Source organism: Pseudomonas sp. IT-347P (genome assembly GCF_949768005.1).
In the GTDB taxonomy this organism is placed as follows: Bacteria; Pseudomonadota; Gammaproteobacteria; order Pseudomonadales; family Pseudomonadaceae; genus Aquipseudomonas.
The window spans coordinates 131,359-149,690 of the sequence record NZ_CATKPQ010000002.1 but is presented as its reverse complement, the minus strand read 5'-3'; the positions used below and the strand labels follow the sequence as shown (position 1 = coordinate 149,690).

Sequence of the window (18,332 nt, the reverse complement as noted above, 5' to 3'; positions counted from 1 at the left end):
TTTGGCGCAGCCAAACACAGCGAGAGGAGGTGCAGCGAAGCAAACCGTAGGCGCTGCGCCCGGATCGATCCCGCAGCGAAGGAACCCCGAGCCCCAGCGAGCGGGCCGTACGTAGGAGCAAGCGTTTTTTTGCTTACTTTTTTTAGGCGTTTGTAAAAAAAGTGAGTCGCCGTAAGGGCGAAACCGTAATCAGCAACACCCGCAGAAACGGATATACCCCCAAAACCAACCAAACAAAAAAAAGCCCCCCAGGCATACACCTAGGGGGCTTCGAACAAACCAACTAAAAGCTTAGTGATGCTCACGCGTCGCGCGGAACTTCACATCCGGCCAACGCTCTTCCATCAACGCCAGGTTAACCCGCGTCGGCGCCAGGTAAGTCAGGTGACCACCGCCATCGACCGCCAGGTTCTCCACAGCCTTGTTGGAAAACTCCTCAAGCTTCTTCTTGTCAGCGCATTCAATCCAGCGCGCGGAATACACCGTGATCGGCTCATACGAGCACTCAACCTTGTACTCCTCCTTCAAACGGCTGGCGACCACATCGAACTGCAGCACACCCACGGCGCCAAGAATGATGTCGTTGCTGCGCTCCGGGAAGAACACCTGCGTTGCGCCTTCTTCGGCCAACTGCTGCAGGCCCTGACGCAACTGCTTGGACTTCAGCGGATCACGCAGACGCACACGACGGAACAGCTCCGGCGCAAAGTGCGGAATGCCGGTGAACCCGAGCACCTCGCCTTCACTGAAGGTGTCGCCGATCTGGATCGTGCCGTGGTTGTGCAGACCGATGATGTCACCGGCATACGCCTCTTCCAGTTGCTCACGCTCGGAGGAGAAGAACGTCAGGGCGTCGCCGATGCGCACGTCCTTGCCGGTGCGCACGTGACGCATCTTCATGCCTTTTTCGTACTTGCCGGAGCAAATGCGCATGAAGGCGATGCGGTCGCGGTGTTTCGGGTCCATGTTCGCCTGGATCTTGAAGATGAAGCCCGAGAACTTCTCTTCCACCGGCTCGACGGTACGCTCGTTGGCGACACGGGCCAGCGGACGCGGCGCCCAGTCAACGACAGCGTCGAGCACGTGGTCGACCCCGAAGTTGCCCAGAGCGGTACCGAAGAACACCGGGGTCAGTTGACCGTCGAGGAATTCCTGCTGGTTGAATTCGTGGCAGGCGCCCTGCACCAGTTCCAGCTGCTCGATGAAACGCTCGTACTCGTCGCCCAGGTGCGCGCGCGCCTCGTCGGAGTCGAGTTTCTCGATGATCTTGGTTTCGGTGCGTTCGTGACCGTGACCGGCGGTGTAGACAATGATGTAGTCGTCGGCCAAGTGGTACACGCCCTTGAAGTCGCGGTAGCAACCGATCGGCCAAGTGATCGGCGCAGCCTTGATCTTCAGCACGGCTTCGATCTCGTCGAGCAGTTCGATCGGGTCGCGGATGTCACGGTCGAGTTTGTTGATGAAGCTGACGATCGGCGTGTCACGCAGACGGCAGACGTCCATCAGCGCAATGGTCCGTGGCTCTACACCTTTACCGCCGTCGAGAACCATCAGTGCCGAGTCCACCGCCGTCAGGGTGCGGTAGGTATCTTCCGAGAAGTCTTCGTGGCCCGGGGTGTCGAGCAGGTTGATCATGTGTTCGCGATACGGGAACTGCATGACCGACGTGGTAATGGAAATACCCCGCTGTTTCTCCATCTCCATCCAGTCGGATGTCGCATGGCGATCGGATTTACGGGATTTCACCGTACCGGCCACTGCGATCGCCTTGCCCATCAACAGGAGCTTTTCGGTGATCGTGGTTTTACCGGCATCGGGGTGGGAAATAATGGCGAAAGTGCGGCGTTTCGCGACTTCGGCGGCCTGGTGGGTCATGGGAAATCGCCTGGCGGTGATTCAAAAAAGGGCCGCGATTATAGCCCAACTCGACGCAATAACCGAACCGTTGAGCACATTAAGGGTGGCCAAATGCTGCCGCAGATGGGAACCTTTTAAAGCTCGGAGACGTCCATCCCCTGTTACGAATTTTCGTCAGGGGCTGAAAAATCAGCAAGTTAGCCTGACGAGGCTGCGCTCATGGCTCGCTTTCAGACCGCTTTGCCGGTCCTGAAAAACGGCTACTTTTCGCGAACGTTCACTCCCGGCGGCCAAGGTTTGGCATGCCACACGGGACTGCGCTCGCCGACTACAAAAAAAGGAGTCCGCCTGTGGCTATCCGCTATGGCAAAGGGCTGATGGGAGGTGCGGTGGTGATCGCGCTCCTGGCCCTGCTGGTCCACTGGATCGGCGTCAACACGATCGAACACTACCGCGACGATTTGTTGTTTTACCTGCAAGCTCATCTGATTCTCGTCCTCGCTTCAATGCTGGCCGCCCTTGTCGTGGGCATCCCCGCCGGCATCTTCCTCAGTCGCCCGACCATGGTCGGCCGCGCTGAACGCTTCATGCAGATCTTCAATATCGGCAACACCGTGCCTCCGCTGGCCGTGCTTGCGATCGCCTTGGGCGTCCTCGGCATCGGCAGTGGCCCGGCGATCTTCGCTTTATTCCTCGCCTCCTTGTTGCCGATTGTGCGCAACACCTACGAAGGCCTGAAAAACGTCCAGGGCTCGCTGAAAGAAGCGGCCGTCGGCATCGGCATGACGCCGCGCCAGGTGCTGTGGAAAGTCGAATTGCCCAACGCCGTGCCGATCATCGTCGGTGGTGTGCGTGTAGCTCTGGCGATTAACGTCGGCACTGCGCCGCTGGCCTTCCTGATCGGCGCCAACAGCCTTGGCAGCCTGATCTTCCCTGGCATCGCCCTGAACAATCAGCCGCAACTGCTGCTCGGCGCCGCGTGCACCGCGCTGCTGGCCTTGCTGCTCGATGGCGTGGTCACCCTCGCCAGCCGTCTATGGCTGGAACGCGGTTTGCGCCCGTCTTAAGGCTTTTGCGAAGGAATGAATATGAAACGATTTAGCTTGATCTTAGGCTGCATCCTGCTGTTTGCAGGAATTGCGCAAGCCGCCGAGAAGCCCGTGATCCGCCTCGGCGCCCGGGTATTCACCGAGCAAACCCTGCTCGCGGAAATCACCGCGCAATACCTGCGCAGCAAAGGCTACGACGCACAGATCACCGGTGGCCTGGGCAGCAACCTCGCCCGCAGCGCCCACGAAAGCGGGCAACTGGACATGCTCTGGGAATACACCGGCGTGTCGCTGGTGGCCTACAACCATGTCACGGAAAAACTCGACAGCGCGCAGTCCTACGCCCGGGTGAAAGAACTCGACGCGAAAAAAGGCCTGGTCTGGCTGACGCCGTCGAAATTCAGCAACACCTACGCCCTCGCCCTGCCGAAGAAGGTCGCCGAGGAATATCCGCAGATCAACACCATCAGCCAGTTGAACGAAGTGCTGCGCGCCGAGGCCAAGACCAATCATCTGGTGGCTTTGGACACCGAGTTCGCCAATCGCTCCGACGGTCTCGACGGCATGGTCAAGCTCTACGACATGAACCTGACCCGCAAGAACATCCGCCAGATGGACGCGGGCCTGGTCTACACCGCGCTGCGCAACGGTCAAGTGTTTGCCGGTCTGGTTTACACCACCGACGGCCGCTTGAACGCCTTCGGCCTGAAACTGCTGGAAGACGACAAGCACTATTTCCCCGACTACACCGCCGCACCGGTGGTGCGTCAGGCCTACCTCGACGCACACCCGCAACTGGCCGGGCAACTCAAGCCACTGGCCGAACTGTTTGATGACGAAACCATGCGCCAGCTGAACGCGCGGGTCGACGTCGATCACGAAAGCCCATCGAAAGTGGCCGCCGATTTCCTGCGCCAGCACCCACTTAACTAAGGAGGAAAAGTCATGGAATTTCTGAACGTCTTTTCCCACCTCGACTGGCAGCAGGTGATGCACCTGACCTGGCAGCACATCACCCTCGTCGGCATCGCCGTGACCCTGGCGATTGTCGTTGGCGTGCCGCTGGGCATTCTGATGACGCGGTTTCCGACCCTCGCAGGCCCCTTGCAGGCCAGCGCCACCGTGCTGCTGACCGTGCCGTCGATTGCGCTGTTTGGCCTGCTGCTGCCGTTCTACTCCAAGTTCGGCCAGGGCCTCGGCCCGATGCCGGCGATCACCGCCGTGTTCCTTTATTCATTGTTGCCGATCATGCGTAACACCTACCTCGCCCTGACCGGTGTAGAGCCGGGCATCCGTGAAGCCGCGCGCGGCATCGGCATGACCTTCGGCCAGCGCCTGCGCATGGTCGAGTTGCCAATCGCCGTGCCGGTGATCCTCGCCGGTGTGCGCACCGCCGTGGTGATGAACATTGGCGTGATGACCATCGCCGCGACCATCGGCGCCGGCGGCCTCGGTGTGTTGATCCTCGCTTCCATCAGCCGCAGTGACATGTCGATGCTCATCGTCGGCGCGCTGCTGGTCAGTCTTCTGGCGATCTTCGCCGATCTCTTCCTGCAGTGGCTGCAACGTTCGCTGACTCCAAAAGGACTCCTCAAATGATCGAACTTCAAAACCTCAGCAAAACTTTCCAAAGCAACGGCAAAGACGTCAAAGCCGTGGACTCGGTAAGCCTGACCGTCAACGAAGGCGAAATCTGTGTATTCCTCGGGCCATCCGGTTGCGGCAAAAGCACCACACTGAAAATGATCAACCGCCTGATCAAACCGACCTCGGGCAAGATCCTCATCAACGGTGAAGACACCACCGATCTCGACGAGGTGACCCTGCGTCGCAACATCGGTTATGTGATCCAGCAGATCGGTCTGTTCCCGAACATGACCATCGAGGAAAACATCGTCGTCGTGCCGAAACTGCTCGGCTGGGACAAACAGAAATGCCACGACCGCGCCCGCGAATTGATGAGCATGATCAAGCTTGAGCCCAAACAGTATCTGCATCGCTATCCGCGTGAATTGTCCGGTGGCCAGCAACAGCGCATCGGCGTGATCCGCGCACTGGCCGCGGATGCACCGTTGTTGCTGATGGACGAACCGTTCGGCGCGGTCGACCCGATCAACCGCGAGATGATCCAGAACGAGTTCTTCGAGATGCAGCGTGCGCTGAACAAGACCGTGATCATGGTCAGCCACGACATCGACGAAGCGATCAAACTCGGCGACAAGATCGCGATCTTCCGCGCCGGCAAACTGCTGCAGATCGATCACCCGGACACGCTGCTCGCGCATCCGGCAGACGACTTTGTCAGCAGCTTCGTCGGCCAGGACAGCACGCTCAAACGTCTGTTGTTGGTGAAGGCGGAAGATGCGGCGGACAACGCACCGTCGGTGAGCCCGGAAACCCCGGTGGCCGACGCGCTGGAATTGATGGACGAGCATGACCGTCGCTACGTCGTGGTCACTTGCGCCGAGAACAAGGCGCTGGGTTATGTGCGTCGTCGCGACCTGCACCGCCAGACCGGCACCTGCGCGCAGTTCCTGCGTGAGTTCAATGCCACGGCGGCGTACGACGAACATTTGCGCATCCTGCTGTCGCGCATGTACGAGTTCAATCGCGCGTGGCTGCCGGTGATGGATGCCGAGCGGGTGTTCCTCGGTGAGGTGACGCAGGAGTCGATTGCGGCTTATCTGAGCTCGGGTCGTTCGCGCGGGATGAAGACCAGTATCGTCTCGCCGGCTGAAGCGGTAGTCGCCTAAAAAATACACACCTGTGGGAGCGAGCTTGCTCGCGAAAGCGGAATATCAGTCAACAACGATGTCGACTGGGAAAATGCCTTCGCGAGCAAGCTCGCTCCCACAGGATCCGGGTGATTTTTTCTTCACTCATCAGGCGGAAAAGAATCTCAACACCGAATAAGCCCGCAGCCTGTCTAAAGCGACCTGCGAAACAGCCAAAATCCCTCTCACACCCCCCTCTCGCGGCCAACGTCGCCGATGTTGCGCCCATCACACTTACCCACGACTTCGCTGGCAAAAGCCGCGAACGTGCAGGTATTTTTAACACTCGAAAATTCTCGGGGAACATCTGCCCGTCATCTCGGTCGGCTACAAAGAGTGATGAACGCGACGCACGTCAGAAGCGTGCAAAAACGCGACATTTTTAGTTGATCTCAGGCCCCTCACGCCCTAAAGTTCGCGCCGAACGTCCATGCTGGAAACGATCCATCCGGCTCAAGTACTGACGACGAGACAGCAAGGCCAAGGGAAAGCTGCACATCCCGTGGCCTTTTTGCTTTCGGCGACATGCCTTGGGAAGTAGGCGAACCAAAGTGGGGATACGGAGGGCGTTCATGCACCCATTGTTTTTACGAGTTTGCCCATAGGAGCACCCAGCATGTCGATCCAGGTCGAAGACTATTTCGCGCGCACTACATTCGACAAAATGAAGGCGTTCGCCGACAAACAGGAAACCCCGTTCGTGGTGATCGACACCGCGATGATCGCCCAGGCCTACGATGACCTGCGTGCCGGTTTCGAATTCGCCAAGGTCTACTACGCGGTCAAGGCCAACCCGGCCGTCGAGATCATCGACCTGCTCAAAGAAAAAGGTTCGAGCTTCGACATCGCTTCTATCTATGAGCTGGACAAGGTGATGGACCGTGGCGTCAGCCCGGACCGCATCAGCTACGGCAACACCATCAAGAAATCCAAGGACATCCGCTACTTCTACGAGAAGGGCGTGCGTCTGTTCTCCACCGACTCCGAAGCCGACCTGCGCAACATCGCCAAGGCAGCCCCGGGTTCGAAAGTCTATGTGCGCATCCTCACCGAAGGCTCGACCACGGCTGACTGGCCACTGTCGCGCAAATTCGGCTGCCAGACCGACATGGCCATGGACCTGCTGATCCTCGCGCGCGACCTCGGTCTGGTGCCTTACGGCATCTCCTTCCACGTCGGTTCGCAACAGCGCGACATCAGCGTCTGGGACGCGGCGATCGCCAAGGTCAAAGTGATCTTCGAACGTCTGAAAGAAGAAGACGGCATCCACCTCAAGCTGATCAACATGGGCGGCGGCTTCCCGGCCAACTACATCACCCGCACCAACAGCCTGGAAACCTACGCCGAAGAAATCATCCGTTTCCTGAAGGAAGACTTCGGTGATGAGCTGCCGGAAATCATTCTCGAGCCGGGCCGTTCGCTGATCGCCAACGCCGGTATTCTGGTCAGCGAAGTGGTACTCGTTGCACGCAAGTCGCGCACTGCCGTCGAGCGTTGGGTGTATACCGATGTGGGCAAGTTCTCCGGCCTGATCGAAACCATGGACGAAGCGATCAAGTTCCCGATCTGGACCGAGAAGAAAGGCGAGATGGAAGAAGTCGTCATCGCTGGCCCGACTTGCGACAGCGCCGACATCATGTACGAAAACTACAAGTACGGTCTGCCACTGAACCTGGCGATCGGTGATCGGTTGTACTGGTTATCGACGGGTGCTTACACCACCAGTTATAGCGCGGTTGAGTTCAATGGCTTCCCGCCCTTGAAGTCATATTACGTATAATAACTGGCAACTCCAAAAAACCCGTGCCCAGGCACGGGTTTTTTTATTTAGATATTGACAGCGCAACTACACGCCAACAACAAGTTACATAGAAAACATATACCTCGCACATAAAACAACTCTAACCTACGAACTCAATGTCACTTGAAAAGGATTAAAAAGTGCAAACGAGTTCAACTAAATCAATCACAAAGAACGATATAAAGAAAATCAAGGACTACATCGCTACCGCGCAATCACTGCCGCGCTCGATCGCGGATATTGAAAAGCAGTTACAGGCAAAAAATACCGGCATTGTCGGGCTTGAACCCTTTGATATTGTCGAACTGAACCATAAGGTCATCAACAACGCCAATGCATGGGGTGATATCGAATACGCCATGAAGCGCGTCGGTGGCAGCCTGGCAGCCTTCTCGGAGGACCTGGAAAACTTTGGCCAGGAAATCATCGACGCCATCACAACCATGCCCGGCTACTTGAATTATCTCGGCACCATCAGCACGCTCACCGAGGATGAAATAAACAGTCTGCCGCCATTGGAAATAGGCAAGACGGAGAAAAACCGATTTGGCTCCATTCAGGAATCGCTGGTGTTTATCGCCGATTCCATCGATGAGAAGAAGCTCAATAGTCAAGACGTGATACTGCGCCTGCAGTACTTCAAGGCCGAACTCAACAATATCGTCGCTCCAGGCATCGGCAGCAAGATGAAACTGGCGAACAATAACGAGATCAATCGGCAGATCACCGATTTGAACCTGGCCATTGATAAAGCTCAAGCGCGCCTCGATGAGAAGATCCGAGAGGCCGAACCCAATTTCTTCGAGCACTTTCTGGCCTTTATAAGTCCATACCCGATGGGTATTTATCAAACGCTGGAATTATTCGAGATTAAAAATATTGCCCCGTTGCGCGAGCAACGGGACCAACTGGTGGAGCAGGTTAAACAAAAAGACATTCTCGCCGGCACTCTTCTGCAGTTGCACACTGACCTTGACAGTCTTTTAATCTATGTAGACGGCGCCATTCAGAGCACTTCGCAACTTGAAACAGTCTGGGTGTCTATCTCCGAATATATCAACTCTTCAAAAAACAAAGTAATGGGCATGCATGACTTCCTCACGCTCAGAAGCTTCGTTTCGAGTTTGCGTGTTGTCTTGAAAAACTGGAAAACCATTCAAACCAATTCGAATGCACTGATCGCCGCATTCAACTGACTCATATAAAAAACAACGAAAAGGAAATTCTTATGACACTTGCGAGTTACCAACTCCCCGATCTAGCCACAGTTCACGACAGTCGTGAAGCCATCCGATATCAAGCGATTGTGGGCTCCGCCAATTTGTACATCAAAGCCTTGGGCAACGAGCTGCTTGGCCTCAACGCAGCCGTTGGCCACGCGGATCAACTGGCCGCCAACGCCATAACCAGCGCGATCATCGCACTGGAAACCGATGATCTGCGCGAGAACCTGCAAGCCCTGACAGCGTTGATGGCGCGTCAAACAGACACCCAGACCAAGGAAGCCATCAAGGTCTACTCGACAATCTCCAGCCAACTGATTGACCTGTGCACTGACCAGATTTCGCAATTGCACGAAAAACTCGAAGACGGCGTTTACAACGTCCAGAGCGCAAGCATCAGCAACAATCGTTTCCGGCTCGCGGAACTCGCCGACGCCAGAGTCGTTCTGGAGCAGCAACTCATCACCGAGCAAGCGCCCATTGTCCAAATGAATGCTGATTTGCTCGTGCTGAACAACGCGATCAAGGAGTTCGAGAAGCTGACAATTATCGACCGCCTGAAACCACTGCTGGATCAATTGAAGACGTTGTCTGGCAATAACACACCAACGCCGCAAAGCGCCGCGATGGAGGCCGGCATCATTGTTGCCAACAAATTTCTGGACGAGGCCAACGAGCTGATCAAATACCAGAGCCTGACCAAGGCCCGGGACGTCATTCAGAACCGCATCTCGCAGCGTGAGGAACGCGTGTCGTCTCTGACAAGCCAGTTGCGTGAAAACGACAACCGAACCCGGCAATTGAATGACACGCAAAAAGTCATTCCCCACCGACAGGTTTACGTCAGTGAAACCAACAAACTGATCGACGCGCTGTATGCCTTTGTCGATGCGGTCATGGATGGGCCACGCGATGACATCCTGGCACGCGGCGAACTCGTGCTCAAAAACGGCCAGGCACTGCGCAGCTATATGAACAAGCTTCAGGGACGCTGGCTACGCGGTTGATCGCCATCCGTTGCCCTTCATCGCAGATGAGGGGCAACGGTGGCCCCCAGCAAAGTCATCCGCTTACGATAGGCCTGAGCCATGCTGCGGATGTCCGGGTGCGGGGAGGCCAGCAGTGACTCACTGCTGACACGAAGAAAAGCCAGGTTGCCTTTGCTCATTGCTTCACCCAGCCAATTGAGGGCCTCTTCGATCCGCCCCTCACCCGCCAACACCGCCGCGAAACTGAACTGCCCGCGAAAATCCCCAGCCTCGGCCGAACGTTGATACCACTCGCGCGCCGCGACCGGATCCGCCGGGCACACCTGCCCTTCTTCCAGATACCGCCCCAGCAGATTCATCGATTTCGCATGACCCAACTCAGCCGCGCGCCGATACAACGCCAGCGCCTGCAGATGATCCGTCGCCACACCGCGCCCGGTCGCCAGCAGATTGGCCAGGTTGTACATCGCCCAATCGAGCCCGGCCTCCGCTGCGATCCGATAATGCTGCGCCGCCACCGACGCATTTGCCGTCACGCCCCAACCATGCTCATGACAACGCCCGAGCATGTTGCGCGCCATCAGATGCCCGCGCCCGGCGGCGATACCAAACCAGCGCAGCGCCAGCGCCTGATCCTGCGCAATGCCTTGACCATCCAGAAGAATCTGCCCAAGCAATGCTTGCGCTTCAACTTCGCCCTCGCCCGCCGCGAGCAAAACCGCCTGCGCAGCACGGGCCGGACTTTCGCCGAGCATGGCACTGAGTTGTTCGCCACTAAGGATTTCCTCGCGACGCAGTTGAAAACTCATACCTCGACCCAGCGCCGCAGCAAGTTGTGATACGTGCCGGTGAGGCGGATCAGCGATGGGTGATCTGGCATGTCCTGCGTGAGTTGCTGAATCGCGTCGTCCATCTCGAACAACAACGCGCGCTGACTGTCTTCGCGCACCAGACTTTGCGTCCAGAAGAATGATGCATAGCGACTACCCCGCGTAACCGCGTTGACCTTGTGCAAACTGGTGCCGGGGTACAAGACCATGTCGCCGGCCGGCAGCTTCACCCGCTGCGTGCCGTAGGTGTCGTGGATTTCCAGTTCGCCGCCGTCGTAATCCTCAGGCTCGCTGAAGAACAGCGTCGCCGACAGATCGGTGCGCACCCGCTCGATGCTGCCCTTGGGCTGGCGTACCGCGTTGTCGATGTGAAAGTCGAAACTGCCACCGGCCGTGTAACAGTTCACCAACGGCGGGAAGACTTTGTGCGGCAGCGCGGCGGACATGAACCGTGGGTTTTGCCACAACCGTTCCAGCATCGCCGCGCCGATTTCCTTGGCCAGCGGATGGCCTTCGGGCAACTGCAGATTGTGTTTGGCCTTGGCTGATTGAAAGCCCGCGGTGATCTTGCCATCGGCCCAATCGGCCTGCTCCAGTGCCTCGCGGATACGCTGCACTTCGTCTTTCGCGAACAGTCCGGGGATGTGCAGCAGCATGGCGATGTCACCTGATGGCAAAGAGGCGGCAATGGTATTGATTCTTATTGACTGTGTAAAACCCGGTGGACGAATGAACTGGCAAAAACCGTAAGGCTAAATTGTAAAGAATGTAAATTCAGTGCGAATAACAATGTTTCGCAATTGATACGAATACCTGTTTACCCTATATTCCGCCGCCTCAAATCCTTGGGGAGGGGAATAAAAATGGCACGTCAACACGCACAATTACCGGTGAGCTCACCACGTCTGCTCGCCTCTGCCATCGGTATGGCAATCACCGCCGGCACCGCTGGCCAGATGGTGTTCGCTGCAGAAAAAACCGACAGCAAAGCCACCGGCAATGCCATTGCCCTGGACGCCACCTCGATCACGGGCGAAGCCCAGGACTCGACGTCCTATCAGGTCGAAAAAGCCTCCTCACCCAAGTACACCGCACCGCTGGTCGACACCCCGCGCTCGGTCACCGTTATTCCGCAACAAGTCCTGAAAGACACCGGCGCCCTGAACATGCAGGACGCGCTGCGCACCGTGCCGGGCATCACCTTCGGCGCCGGTGAAGGCGGCAACCCACAGGGCGACCGTCCATTCATTCGCGGTTTCGACGCGCAGGGCGACACCTACCTCGACGGCGTGCGCGACACCGGTTCGCAAAGCCGCGAAATCTTCGCCGTGGAAAACATTGAAGTCAGCAAGGGTCCGAACTCTGCCATCGGCGGTCGCGGCGCAGCGGGTGGCAGCATCAACCTGGTAAGCAAGAAAGCGCACCTGGGCAACTCGTTCGACGGCGGCTTCACCTGGGGCTCCGACCAGACCCAGCGCTACACCCTCGACGGCAACTACCAGTTCAGCGACAGCGCTGCCGGCCGTCTGAACCTGATGAGCCACGAGAGCAATGTCGCCGGTCGCGACAAAGTCGATTACGACCGTTGGGGCATCGCGCCGTCGCTGGCGTTTGGCCTGGGCACCGACACCCGCGTCAACCTCGACTACTACCACCTCGAAAGTAACGACACCCCGGACTCGGGCATCCCTTACACCATCCCGACCGGTGGCTCCGCTGCACGCACCAAGTCCAATCCGGACAAGCCGTATGCCGGCGGTGACCACAACAACTTCTACGGTCTGGATCGCGACTTCCGCAAGGGCCACACCGACACCGCGACCTTCGCCATCGAGCATGACCTGAGCGATTCGCTGACGATCAAAAACACCCTGCGTCACGGCACCAGCATGCAGGATTACATCCTGACCCAGCCGGACGACAGCAAGGGCAACGTCAACAACGGCAGCGTCTGGCGTCGGGCGAATACGCGGGTGAGCAACACCGAAACCACCACCAACCAGACTGACCTGTTCGGCAATTTCTACGTCGCCGGCTTCAAGAACAGCTTCTCCACCGGCGTTGAATACACCCGTGAGGAAAGCCAGAAGTCTTCGTACACCGTCAACACCGACACCACGCCGCGCACACCGGGCAACGCCAGCAACAACTGCACCCCGTCGATGATCGGCGCATCGAGCGGCTACAACTGCACCTCGCTGTCGAACCCGAACCCGAACGACCCGTGGAACGGCGCGATCTCGCGCAACTACGCCGGCACCGACACCCAGGCCAACACCTACGCGCTGTATGTGTTCGACACCCTGGAACTGTCTGAGCAGTGGCTGGTAAACATGGGGCTGCGCTACGACCACTTCGACACCGACTACAAGACTTACAACGCCGCGGGTCGCACCACGTCCAAGGGCGATGACACCAGCGAGTTCGTCACCGGCCAGTTCGGCGTCGTCTACAAGCCTGCGGAAAACGGCAGCATCTACGCCTCCTACGCCACCTCTGCCACGCCACCGGGCAACACCCTGGGCGAAGGTCAGGAAGGCAACCCGTTGGGCGGCACCCCGGATCGCAGCGGCAACCTGCTGAGCAGCGACATGGAGCCGGAAACCACCAAGAACTATGAAATCGGCACCAAGTGGGATTTGCTCAACGATCGCCTGTCGCTGACCGCTGACATCTTCCGCACCGAAAAAGAAAACGCTCGCGTACAAGTCGACACCTCGTCGTACGAAAACGCCGGCAAGACCCGCGTGCAAGGTGTCGAGCTGTCGGCCAGCGGCAAGATCACCGACAAGTGGCAAGTGTTCGCCGGTTACGCCTTCATGGACAGCGAACAAGTCGATGGCGGCCCGCTGGGCAAGGCCAACGATGGCAACGAACTGCCGAACACGCCGAAGAACAGCGCCAGCCTGTGGACCACTTACCAGGTCACGCCGAAGCTGACGATCGGTGGCGGCGCGTTCTACGTCGACGACGTGTACGGCAGCGTGGCCAACACCACTATGGTCGACTCGTACGTTCGCTACGACGCGATGGCCGCCTACAAGCTGACCAAGAACGTCGACCTGCAACTCAACGTGCAGAACCTGACCAACGAAACCTACTACGACAAAGCCTTCTCGACCCACTTCGCCAACCAGGCGGCGGGCCGTACGGCACTGTTGAGCACCAACTTCCACTTCTAAACACTGCTGTAAATGTGGGAGCGGACTTGCTCGCGAAAGCGATGTGTCAGAGAAATAGATATCGACTGACACAACGCATTCGGGAGCAAGCCCCCTCCCACAAGGTATGCGCCGCAAGGCCTGGCCCCGTTCTTTCAATTGAACGGGGCTTTTGCGCGTAATAAGGAACGCTTCTCGATAACCCACGGCATAATGCGCGCCGTGAAGACAATTTCCGAACGGACGGCGAGTGACGTGTTGAAGAAAACCCTGTTCCAGTTGCACTGGTTTTTTGGCATCACCGCGGGCCTGGTGCTGGCGTTGATGGGCATCACCGGCGCGGCCTATTCGTTTCAGGACGAGATCCTGCGCGCGCTGAATCCCTCCGTCCTGCAGGTGGAAAAGCAGGTGGCCGGCGTGCTGCCGCCCGTGGAGCTGGTAGAACGCATCGAAACCACGTCCGGTAAAAAAGTCTCGATGCTCTGGGTCGAAACCGACAGTGGCCACGCGGCGCGCGTCTACTTCACCCCGCCCAAAGGCGAGCGACGCGGCGAGATGCGCTACTTCGACCCGTACACCGGCGAGTTCATGGGCAATGCCGTGGGCCAGGACTTCTTCGGCCTGATGCTGCAACTGCACCGTTTCCTCGCCATGGGCGACACCGGGCGCAACATCACTGGCGCCTGCACGCTGATCCTGCTGTTCTTCTGCCTGTCCGGTCTGTACCTGCGCTGGCCGCGCCAGTGGAACAGTTGGCGGGTATGGCTGACGCTGGACTGGAAGAAAAAGGGCCGCGCCTTCAACTGGGATTTGCACTCGGTGGCCGGCACCTGGTGCCTGCTGGTGTATCTGCTGCTGGCGCTGACCGGGTTGTCGTGGTCGTACGAGTGGTACAACAAAGGTCTGACCCGACTGCTTTCCGACGCCCCACAAAACGAGCGCGTGCGCGGTGGTCGCGGCCCGGCACCGGAAGGCCCGGCACCGACCGCCGATTACGCAGCGATGTGGAGCAGCATCTACAGCGCCGCCGGCCCGGGTCTGGCGGCCTACAACATCCGCATGCCGGCCGTCGCGGGCCAACCGGCGACCGTGTTCTACCTGCTCGACAGTTCGCCGCATGATCGCGCTCTGAACCAAATCACCCTCGACCCGGCCACCGGCCTCGTCAAACGCGTCGACCGTTACGCCGACAAGAGCTTCAAGGCGCAATTGCTGACCAGCATTTATGCCCTGCACGTCGGCAGTTATTTCGGGCTGATCGGGCGGATCATCATCACGCTCGCAGCGGTGTGCATGCCGCTGTTTTTCATTACCGGATGGCTGCTGTACCTCGATCGTCGGCGCAAGAAAAAACAGATCAAGGATGCGCGCCAAGGCCTGGAACAACCGGCCGGCGACGCCTCGGCATGGCTGATCGGTTTCGCCAGCCAGAGCGGTTTCGCCGAGCAACTGGCGTGGCAGACCGCCGGGCAATTGCAGGCCGCCGGGTTGCCGGTCAACGTGCAGCCGCTGGCCAATCTCAGCGAACAGGATCTGCGCGATTCGAACAATGTCTTGTTCGTGGTCAGCACCTTCGGTGACGGCGAAGCACCGGACAGCGCCCGCGGTTTCGAACGCAAAGTGCTGGCCGGGGCCTCGACACTCGACAGCCTCAACTACGCAGTGCTCGGCCTCGGCGATCGGCAGTACGCGCACTTCTGCGGTTTCGCCAAACGCCTGCATCAGTGGCTGAGCGAGCACGGCGGCAAGACCCTGTTCGCGCCCGTGGAAGTCGACAGCGGTGATCCGTACGCCCTGCGCCATTGGCAAACGCAACTCGGCCTGCTCACCGGGCAAGCCCCCATCGATACCTGGCAAGCGCCGAACTACGACAACTGGACGCTGACACGCCGCGAACTGTTGAACCCGGACAGCAGCGGTGCGCCGGTTTACCTGCTGGGTTTGAGCGCACCGAACACCAGCAGTTGGCTGGCCGGCGACCTGGTCGAAGTACTGCCACGCAACTGCCCGTGGGCCATCGAACACTTCCTCGACGGCCTCGGCATTCGTGGCGAGACCACAGTGAAAATCAACGGCCTCGACGAGCCGCTCGAAGTGGCGCTGGCCTCGCGGCAATTGCCCGAACATCGCGCACATCTGGTCGGTTTGCACGCGCAATCGCTGGTCGATGCGATGGTGCCGCTAGCCATGCGCGAATACTCGATCGCCTCGATTGCCGCCGACGGCGTGCTGGAGCTGATCGTGCGTCAGGAGCAGCACGCCGATGGCACCCTGGGCATCGGTTCGGGCTGGCTGACTGAGCACGCGCCCGTGGGCGGCAGCATCAGCTTGCGGGTACGCCGCAACAGTGGCTTCCACCTGCCGAACGACCCCGTGCCGATGATTCTTTTGGGCAACGGCACCGGTCTGGCCGGGTTGCGCAGTTTGCTCAAGGCGCGGATTGCTGATGGCCAGCAGCGTCAGTGGTTGTTGTTCGGCGAGCGCAATCGTGAGCACGATTTCCTTTGCCGCGCGGAGCTGGAAGAGTGGTTGATCAATGGTGATCTGGAACGGCTGGATCTGGCGTTTTCGCGGGATCAGGCGGAGAAGGTTTATGTGCAGGATCGTTTGCGTGAGTCGGCTGACGAGTTGAAGAAATGGCTGGCGGACGGGGCGGTGATTTATATCTGTGGCAGCTTGCAGGGGATGGCTTCGGGGGTTGATCAAGCGCTCAACGACATTCTCGGTGCCGCTGAAGTCGAACGCCTGATTGAGCAGGGCCGCTATCGCCGCGACGTCTATTAAAAGCCCCTCACCCTAACCCTCTCCCAAAGGGAGAGGGGACTGACCTTGCGAGATTCACGCAATACGCCGACCTGAACGTGCTTCACCGAATCCAGAATCGAGAGAGGGTTTTGTACCTGATCTCATAATCGACTCGATCTTTCAGGTCGACGTACCTCTTCAGACACCTCCGTCGGCCCCCTCTCCCTCCGGGAGAGGGCTGGGGTGAGGGTCAGCCCTTGATCTTTAAGCAGGCTGCAATTTTTTCTCGAAAACCGCCACCCCATTCAAATCCCGCAACACCACGCTCATCTCCCCGCTCTGCCCTTCAATATTCACCTCGCCAAAAAACTGAAACCCGGCAAACGGTGAAGTGTTCTGCGCTGGCGGCGCCTTCTCGAACACCACTTCCGGGCCAAAGGTCTTATCCAGTGGATTGGGCCCGAAACTCCCGGCATTCAGCGGCCCGGCGACAAACTCCCAGAACGGTTCGAAATCCTGAAACGCCGCGCGATCGGGATGATAGTGATGCGCGGCGCAGTAATGCACGTCCGCCGTCAGGAAGACAAAGTTGCGCACCTGCTGCTTACGCAGATACCCGAGTAATTCGGCGATTTCCACCTCACGCCCCTGCGCCGGACCCGGGTCACCATTAGCTACCGCTTCCCAACGCGCAACACCCGGACTGACCTCACCATCTGGCACACCCAGACCAATCGGCATGTCGGCGGCGATGACCTTCCACTGGGCCTTGGATTTCTTCAAACCGCGCTTGAGCCAGTCCAGTTGCTCACGTCCCAGAAACGGTTTCGCCGCGCCGAGGTTGTCGTCATTGGCGCCGCGATAACTGCGCATGTCGAGCACGAACACATCGAGCATCGGCCCGTAACTGATCTTGCGATAAATCCGTCCGCCACCGTCGGCGGCCTGCAGGCGCATCGGTGAATATTCCAGCCAGGCTTTTCGCGCGCGACCGACCAGGGTGTGGATATCTTTCTCCTGATAGCGCTCGTCGAGCTGCTTGCCCGGCGACCAGTTGTTGACCACTTCATGGTCGTCCCACTGCCAGATCTGCGGCACTTCGGCGTTGAAGCGGCGGATGTTTTCGTCCATCAGGTTGTAGCGGTAGTTGCCACGATAGTCGGCGAGGGTCTGCGCGACTTTGCTCTTGGCTTCGGTAGTAATGTTGCGCCAGATGCGACCGTTTTCCGTGGTGAGCTGCGCAGGGACCGGGCCGTCGGCGTAGATGGTGTCGCCGCTGTGGATAAAGAAGTCCGGCAGGCGCAGGCGCATGGCTTCGTAGATGCGCATGCCGCCAATGTCCGGGTTGATGCCGAAGCCTTGGCCGACGGTGTCGCCGCTCCAGACGAAACGGATATTGCGCCGCGCCGTCGGTGCGCTGCGCAGATGGCCCAGCCATGGCTCGCTGGCAACACCGCTGCGGGCGTCTTTGAAATACACGCGATAGAAAATCGCCTGATCGGCGGGCAGTCCGGTGAGTTCTAAGCGGGCGGTGAAGTCGCTGCGGGCATCGGCGAGCGCCGAGACCACTCGACGCGGGTGGCGAAACTGGCTGCGGGTGTCCCACTCGACCACCATGTGTGCCGAACGATCGCTGCGGCTCCAGATCATCGCGCGGTCGCCTTGCAGGTCGCCGGACTGTACGCCATCAGTCAGTTGCGGACGGTCCTTGACCGAGGCAATCACGGCCGGCGCCAGCCCCGGCATCAGCAGCCCGGCGCCGATACCTTGCACGACACGCCGGCGACCGGGGTTGAAATCGCTCATGGTGTTCTCCCTGAAAAAAGGAAAACTTAAGCACGTTCACATGAAACAGACATGACACCCGCCACACCACAAATTCATTGTGGGAGCGGGCTTGCTC

Annotated in this window: 13 protein-coding genes; 9 read left to right on the top strand and 4 right to left on the bottom strand. The window is 58.8% G+C overall.

The features are described 5' to 3' along the window. Window positions 1-291: 291 nt before the first annotated feature. Window positions 292-1,875, bottom strand: a complete 1,584-nt coding sequence (locus ACM6IV_RS01585; RefSeq protein WP_414868456.1) for a peptide chain release factor 3 — start codon at window positions 1,873-1,875, stop codon at window positions 292-294. A 359-nt stretch (window positions 1,876-2,234) separates the two neighbouring features. Here ACM6IV_RS01585 and ACM6IV_RS01580 point away from each other — a divergent pair, with 359 nt between their 5' ends. The 7 genes from ACM6IV_RS01580 (at window position 2,235) to ACM6IV_RS01550 (ending at window position 9,711) form a co-directional block, all read left to right on the top strand. Then, entirely contained in the window at window positions 2,235-2,924 is a 690-nt protein-coding gene (locus ACM6IV_RS01580; RefSeq protein WP_414868460.1) for an ABC transporter permease, read from the top strand. A 21-nt stretch (window positions 2,925-2,945) separates the two neighbouring features. Continuing rightward, the gene (locus ACM6IV_RS01575; RefSeq protein WP_414868455.1) at window positions 2,946-3,839 is read left to right on the top strand and encodes a glycine betaine ABC transporter substrate-binding protein; all 894 of its coding nucleotides are present in this window, start codon (window positions 2,946-2,948) and stop codon (window positions 3,837-3,839) included. 12 nt (window positions 3,840-3,851) lie between these two features. Further along, window positions 3,852-4,505, top strand: a complete 654-nt coding sequence (locus tag ACM6IV_RS01570) for an ABC transporter permease (RefSeq protein WP_414868454.1) — start codon at window positions 3,852-3,854, stop codon at window positions 4,503-4,505. Next, complete coding sequence (locus ACM6IV_RS01565; protein ID WP_016986352.1) at window positions 4,502-5,659, top strand: betaine/proline/choline family ABC transporter ATP-binding protein; 1,158 nt, start codon at window positions 4,502-4,504, stop codon at window positions 5,657-5,659. The genes ACM6IV_RS01570 and ACM6IV_RS01565 overlap by 4 nt, the downstream gene beginning before the upstream one ends. 637 nt (window positions 5,660-6,296) lie before the next feature. Beyond that, window positions 6,297-7,460: a type III PLP-dependent enzyme gene (locus ACM6IV_RS01560; protein ID WP_414868453.1), complete on the top strand. Its 1,164-nt coding sequence runs from the start codon at window positions 6,297-6,299 to the stop codon at window positions 7,458-7,460. Window positions 7,461-7,621: 161 nt separating this feature from the next. Further along, window positions 7,622-8,677, top strand: a complete 1,056-nt coding sequence (locus ACM6IV_RS01555; RefSeq protein WP_414868452.1) for an alpha-xenorhabdolysin family binary toxin subunit A — start codon at window positions 7,622-7,624, stop codon at window positions 8,675-8,677. A 32-nt stretch (window positions 8,678-8,709) separates the two neighbouring features. Further along, a complete protein-coding gene (locus ACM6IV_RS01550; protein ID WP_414868451.1) occupies window positions 8,710-9,711 on the top strand; it encodes an alpha-xenorhabdolysin family binary toxin subunit B in 1,002 nt (333 codons plus the stop codon). A 17-nt stretch (window positions 9,712-9,728) separates the two neighbouring features. On the opposite strand, the gene ACM6IV_RS01545 is transcribed toward ACM6IV_RS01550, so the two are convergent. Further along, complete coding sequence (locus tag ACM6IV_RS01545; protein ID WP_414868450.1) at window positions 9,729-10,502, bottom strand: tetratricopeptide repeat protein; 774 nt, start codon at window positions 10,500-10,502, stop codon at window positions 9,729-9,731. Continuing rightward, window positions 10,499-11,179 carry a Fe2+-dependent dioxygenase gene (locus ACM6IV_RS01540; RefSeq protein ID WP_414868449.1) on the bottom strand — a complete coding sequence of 227 codons (681 nt, stop codon included), beginning with the start codon at window positions 11,177-11,179 and terminating at the stop codon, window positions 10,499-10,501. Before ACM6IV_RS01540 ends, ACM6IV_RS01545 begins: the two co-directional genes overlap by 4 nt. Window positions 11,180-11,386: 207 nt before the next feature. On the opposite strand from ACM6IV_RS01540, the gene ACM6IV_RS01535 reads away from it, so the two are divergent. Next, the gene (locus ACM6IV_RS01535; RefSeq protein ID WP_414868448.1) at window positions 11,387-13,705 is read left to right on the top strand and encodes a TonB-dependent receptor; all 2,319 of its coding nucleotides are present in this window, start codon (window positions 11,387-11,389) and stop codon (window positions 13,703-13,705) included. Window positions 13,706-13,939: 234 nt separating this feature from the next. Next, window positions 13,940-16,468 (top strand): PepSY domain-containing protein, encoded by a 2,529-nt coding sequence (locus ACM6IV_RS01530; protein WP_414868459.1) that lies wholly within the window; start codon window positions 13,940-13,942, stop codon window positions 16,466-16,468. Window positions 16,469-16,693: 225 nt separating this feature from the next. Here the strand turns inward: ACM6IV_RS01530 and ACM6IV_RS01525 are convergent, their stop codons facing one another. Beyond that, window positions 16,694-18,235, bottom strand: coding sequence for an alkaline phosphatase D family protein (locus ACM6IV_RS01525; protein WP_414868447.1), 1,542 nt, complete (start codon window positions 18,233-18,235; stop codon window positions 16,694-16,696). Window positions 18,236-18,332: the final 97 nt, after the last annotated feature.